The following is a 5,837-nucleotide window of genomic DNA, read 5'->3' on the forward strand; positions in this document are numbered from 1 at the left end:
GGCGGTAACTTCTTCGGTGATGCAGGCACCTAGTCCGCCCATGACCGAATGTTCCTCCAAGGTCACGATGGCGTCGACCCGGTCGATAATCGAATGCAGGCACTCGCGATCCAGCGGTTTGATCGACGGCACGCTCCAGGCTTCTGCGTCGAGGCCCTGCTTGATGAGTTCGAGTGCGGTCTTCACCATGGATCCGGTTGCGAGCAGGGCGATGCGCTTCCCTCTCGGACTCACCGGTAGCATGCCGCCAGCTTGCAGTTTGACTGGACCGTCGTGCACGTCACCGCGATCACTTTTGCCGACGCGCATATAGACCGGTGATTCGAGCCGCAGTGCAAGCTGCATGGTCGCGGTCATTTCAAAGCGGTCAGCTGGAGACAACACGGTCAATGCCGGTACCGCGCGCGTGCAGGCGATGTCCTCGGTGCACTGGTGGCTGCTGCCGAGATGGCTGTAAACGAGCCCGGCGCCGTCACCTATCAGGATCACAGGCAGGTTTTCGTAGCAGACGTCGATCTTGATCTGCTCAAGCACACGCATCGGTACAAATGCCGCGAGGCCATAAACGATGGGTTTGAAACCGGCTTTAGCCAGACCCGCCGCCACCCCCACCATATTTTGCTCAGCAATGCCGCAATTGATGTATTGGTTCGGCCTGGCCTTGCGAAAAGCGTCGAACAGGGCATAGCCATGGTCGCCCGTGAGAAGCAGCACTTTAGGGTCGGCCAGCGCGGCAGCGACCAGCGCGTCGGAGAATGCGTTTCTCATGCTGTGCCTCCGAGCTCGGCGATCGCGGCCGCGTGGGTCTCGGCGGTCAGCCGTGTGTAGTGCCAGACGTTGTTGTGCTCCATGAACGAGACGCCCTTGCCCTTGATGCTGGTCGCGACGATTGCTTTCGGCTTTCCGTTGCGGCCGGCGCGCGCGTCGCGGTAGGCCGCGTCAATAGCGGCTTCATCATGGCCGTCAATGGTGACTGCGTCGAAACCGAAGGCGCGGAATTTCTCCTCGATGTTGCCGAGTGCAATGACCTCGTCGGTGGTGCCCATTGCCTGGAAGCCGTTTTTGTCGACGATCACGACGAGGTTGTCGAGCTTGAAATGCGTGGCGAACAGCGCTGCCTCCCAGATCGCGCCTTCGTTGAGTTCACCATCCCCGACCAGCGCATAGCAGATCTGATCTGTCTGGCTGAGCTTTGCACCCATGGCCAGGCCTGTTGCTACCGAAAGCCCGTGCCCCAAAGAGCCGGCCGTTGCTTCGACGCCGGGAATATGGGCATCGGCCAACCCCTTGAGCCGGCTGCCGTCCTTGAAGTATTGGCTGATGTCGCCGTCGTCAAGCCATCCGATTTCGTGCAGGCAGGCGTACTGCGCCATCACGCCGTGGCCTTTGCTGAGCACCATGTAGTCCCGATCGGGTGATTCGGGATTCGCAGGATCGAACCTGAGATGACTCCGGTAAAGCACGGCGAGCAGTTCGACGATCGAAAATGCGCAGCCGATATGCACGGTCGCGCCGGAATAGGCCATATCCAGGACAGTTCTTCGGATGCGAGTGGCGTTGAATTTGTTCATGATGTGATCGATGAACGACTCCAGTTGAATGTTTTGAGCAGCGCGGCCTCGATCCCCGTGAATTCCGCAAGGCCGAGTTCCTCCCGCGCCTTGCGCGTGTCGGGCAGGTAGCGTGGCGCAGGTTCGGCGGTAGGCAATGCTTCGATCTTCACTTCAAGCCCGGCCCCCGAGGCTCGAACGATATGCTGCGCGAGCTCGGCGATACTTACCGCGCTTTCCGAGCCCACGTTATAGGCTTGGCCCGGCTTGCCGGTGCCGAGAATGCGTAATAGCCAGACGCAGAGGTCCGCCATGTACAAAAATGATCGCAGAGGCCGGCCGTCACCCCTGACTTCAATGGGCCGTCCAGCGAGCGCGTCGCGGATGAAATTCCCGGCTGCGAATGGCCCGTTCAGCGGCAGGCCTGGGCCGATCAGCGCATAAATGCGTGCGATGCAGGCACCAAGCCCGAACTGCGCGGCATAGGTGCATGCGAGCCATTCGGCCGCGCGTTTACCGTTGCCGTACGCAGCAGCCGGTTGCAGCAGATCGGGCGCGCATGCATAGGTCTCCGGCATTCGTTCGATTGAAGCAGGTTGGGCACCATAAATCGCGCCGCTGGACGTCAACAAAAAGCGCGATGCACCGCTTGCGTCGGCGAGGTCGAGCGCGCGCCGCGTTCCCTGCACGATCGAATCAAATACCGCCAGCGGGTCGGCCGCCCGGTGCGGATCGCCGACATCAGCGGCTGCGTGAACCATCAGGTCAAGCTTGCCGGCCGGCACGGTGAAGTCGAGCATATCCCCCGCGACCAGCCGGGTGTCGCGGCGATTGAACATGTGCGGTGACTCTTTCTGTGCACGTTCGGGATCTCGGCTCAGCACAATGAGTTCAAGACGGCTGCCGAGCGTGTCGTTCGCCCGCTGCAGCGACTGCAGCAGCCAGCTGCCGATGAAACCGGTGCCACCTGTCATGAACAGCCTGGCCCCGCCAAAGCGTGACCAGAACTCCGGTGTCAGAGACAACACCAGATCCAGATCATCGGCAGGGAAGGCAGCTTGCATGATGGTTTTTAGAAATTCACGCCGAGATAGGTCTCAATCTTGCGTGCGGCGAATTCAAGCATCGCCGGCGTCAGCGAGGGCTGTACGCCGATCCAGAATGTGTTGTTCATCACGTTGTCGGTGTTGGTCAGATCACCGCTGATGCGGTAGTTGCAGTCGCTCATGTAGGGCTGGCGCGTCAGGTTGCCGGCGAACAGCAGCCGCGTGCCGACCTTGTTCTGGTCGAGGTAGGTCAGCAGATCGAGCCGGGTGACCGGGCAATTTTCTTTCAGCGTGATCGGGAAGCCAAACCATGACGGATCAGAGTGCTCAGTCGGCTCGGGCAGGTTGACGAATTCCTCGCAGGCCTTCAGGCGCTCCTTGAGAAACGCGAAGTTGTCCTTGCGCGCCTGGATGAACTGCGGAGCCTTGTCGAGTTGCGCCAAACCGCAGGCCGCCTGCATATCGGTGATCTTGAGGTTGTAGCCGAGGTGGCTGTAGGTGTATTTATGGTCGTAACCTTCGGGCAGTTCACCGAGCTTCCAGCAGAAACGTTTACCGCAGGTGTTGTCCTTGCCGGGCGGGCAATAGCAGTCGCGGCCCCAATCGCGGAAGCTTTCGGCGATGACTTTGAGTTCGTCATTGTTGGTGAAGACCGCGCCGCCTTCGCCCATTGTGATGTGGTGGGCCGGATAAAAGCTCAACGTGGCAATGTCGCCGAAGGTGCCTACCATCTGGCCCCGGTAGGTGGTACCGAGTGCATCGCAGCAGTCTTCTACCAGCCAGAGCTTGTACTTCTTGCATAGTGCGGTCACAGCGTCGAGGTTGAAGGCGTTACCAAGCGAATGCGCCAGCATGATGGCCTTGGTCTTGGGACCGATAGCGGCCTCTATCTTGCTCGCATCAATGTTGTGTGTGAGGCGGTCAACATCAACAAACACAGGCACCGCGCCGAACTGGATGATGGGGTTGACGGTAGTCGGAAAACCCGCGGCCACGCCAATGACTTCATCGCCACGCTTGATCGCACGCTCGCCGAGCTTCGGCGAGGTCAAGGTGCTGAATGCCACGAGGTTCGCCGACGAGCCCGAGTTGACTGTGATGAGGTGCTTGACGCCAATGAATGCAGCGAGTTTTTTCTCAAATGCGGCGTTGAAGCGTCCGGTCGTGAGCCAGCCGTCGAGAGACGCCTCAACCATGTTCTTGAGTTCAGCGGCATCGAGTAGTTTGCCGGACGGCGGCACCACGCTCACACCGGGCAAGAAGGGTTCGGGAGCCAATGCGACTGCGGCGTACTGTTCTACCAGCGCAGAGATTTGCTCGCGAAGAGCTTGGGTTTTGGCGTTTTGCATAACTTGAAATCTGCCGATTCTGATGTTGTATAAAGCGGGGCTGATCAACGTTCGCGGGTCAATCGAGCCGACGTCAGCGAGCACTTTCTTTGACTTGCGCGAGGTAATCTGCAACCGCTGGTAGCGTGTCGCGGAAATTCAGGCCGTCCAGCGCCGGCGTACGCTCGAACAAAAATTCATAGTTGTCGTTGACTGGTCCGGGCAAGGCGCCGATTTTCAGCAGATCGAGACGATCTTGCGCCTCAAAAATGTAGGTGGCCAGGTTTTTCAGCATGACCGGCATGCCATGGCTTAGCTCGACCGAGCCGCTGGCGTGCGAATCTGCGAGCCGGAAGATTGCCGCAACTTCGTCATCAATATGATGGTACTCCCGTAACTGCATGCCGGGCGTCATCCTGAATTCGGCGTTCCTGTCGATAGCCTGCAGGATTTGACCGAGAAACATGAAGGGGTCCGGCGCCCGCCCCCCAAACAAGGTATGCAGGCGTATGTGCAAGCCGAGCCGGCTCGTCGCGCAAAATTCCTCGACAAAACGACCTAGTTTCGTTTTACTCCAATAGTAGGGATTAAGCCCTTTGTCGTCGACCACTTTTTCCATGACCGTACCGAAGGTAATGACTCGCGCCCCGGTTCGTGTTGCACCCTGAACCACATTTTTCGCCAGTGAAAAATTGATGCGTTCGTGCTCGTCATGTGGGCGACCAGGATCAATGATGCCTGTGGCAACGTAGACCACGCTGTCTTCGGCGGCGTGCCGGCTTTCGAAAAAGCGCGCGACCTCGTCAGCGCCGTCGTCGCGCCACCACTCCGAGTAAATGGAATGATCGGGCGCTTCGACGCGGGCCGGGTCTTGCGAGGCGTGTATAGCGTGGCCAAGGCGACCCCGGGCTCCCAGGATAAAAATCATCGGATTTTCGCTTCCTGACATCGCATGTTGGTTTTGAGATTTCGCATCGTTCGATCAGTGCCGGATCATTGTTTGATAATGGTCGATTTGCGCCAGAGTGGTTTCGCGGATGTCCGCGCCTTCACCGCGCCGCCGGGCCCAGACGACAATCATGTTCAGGGCCGTCTCGAGATTGAGCAATGGACGCCAGCTCAGCCGACCGACTGCTTTGGAAATGTCGAGCTTGAGGTAATTGGCTTCGTGAGGCTGCTCGGTTGCATCAATCTTCCAACGTGCGTTGCCGCCCCAGAGTTCGGCCATGCAGCTTACGATCACGCCGACCGGCCGCGCGTCTTCATCTTTCGGGCCAAAATTCCAGGCCTCGGCGCAGGCGGGACCGTTGTCGTAAAGACGTTCGGCGAGCGTCAGGTAGCCGCGCAGCGGTTCAAGCACGTGCTGCCAGGGACGTATGGCGTTCGGGTTGCGGATATCGACGACCCGGCCCTGTTCGAACGCAGCAAGAATGTCGGGAATCAGGCGATCCTTGGCCCAGTCACCGCCGCCAATGACATTGCCGGCGCGCGCTGTGGCCAGCGCAACGCCATGCTGGGCATGGGTCTGAGCGCTGAAGAACGATGCCCGATAGGACGCGCTGACAAGTTCAGCGCAACCCTTGCTGTTGCTATAGGGGTCATGCCCACCCATCGGCTCGTTCTCACGGTAGCCCCAGAGCCATTCCCTGTTCTCGTAGCATTTGTCGGTCGTTATGTTGACGACGGCCTTGACGCCAGGCGTGTGGCGCACGGCTTCAAGCAGGTTCACGGTTCCCATCACATTGACCGCGTAGGTTTCGACGGGTTCAACGTACGAGTGACGCACCAGCGACTGTGCCGCCATGTGGATCACGATCTGCGGGGCGGCCAGACGCATTGCCTCGCGTAGCGCGACGAGGTCGCGCACGTCACCGTGCAACGATGTCATGCCGTCGGCAACGCGAGCCGCATCA

The 5,837-nt window shown here is 59.5% G+C and carries 6 protein-coding genes; all 6 read right to left on the reverse strand.

The window, feature by feature from the left end; genetic code table 11:
- Positions 1-768, reverse strand: a 768-nt coding sequence (locus AC1DWI_RS11835; RefSeq protein WP_477724888.1) for a transketolase family protein, incomplete at its 3' end; no start/stop codon positions are given.
- Positions 765-1,571, reverse strand: a complete 807-nt coding sequence (locus AC1DWI_RS11840; protein WP_477668500.1) for a transketolase — start codon at positions 1,569-1,571, stop codon at positions 765-767. The genes AC1DWI_RS11835 and AC1DWI_RS11840, both read right to left, overlap by 4 nt.
- Positions 1,568-2,614: an NAD-dependent epimerase/dehydratase family protein gene (locus AC1DWI_RS11845; protein ID WP_477668499.1), complete on the reverse strand. Its 1,047-nt coding sequence runs from the start codon at positions 2,612-2,614 to the stop codon at positions 1,568-1,570. Before AC1DWI_RS11845 ends, AC1DWI_RS11840 begins: the two co-directional genes overlap by 4 nt.
- 8 nt (positions 2,615-2,622) lie before the next feature.
- Positions 2,623-3,945: a lipopolysaccharide biosynthesis protein RfbH gene (gene rfbH / locus AC1DWI_RS11850; protein WP_477668498.1), complete on the reverse strand. Its 1,323-nt coding sequence runs from the start codon at positions 3,943-3,945 to the stop codon at positions 2,623-2,625.
- Positions 3,946-4,018: 73 nt separating this feature from the next.
- Positions 4,019-4,852, reverse strand: coding sequence for an NAD-dependent epimerase/dehydratase family protein (locus AC1DWI_RS11855; protein ID WP_477668497.1), 834 nt, complete (start codon positions 4,850-4,852; stop codon positions 4,019-4,021).
- A 54-nt stretch (positions 4,853-4,906) separates the two neighbouring features.
- Positions 4,907-5,837 (reverse strand): CDP-glucose 4,6-dehydratase (gene rfbG, locus AC1DWI_RS11860; protein WP_477724889.1); only part of this gene is annotated, 931 nt, incomplete at its 5' end.

The organism is Polaromonas sp. P3_C2, from assembly GCF_056402675.1.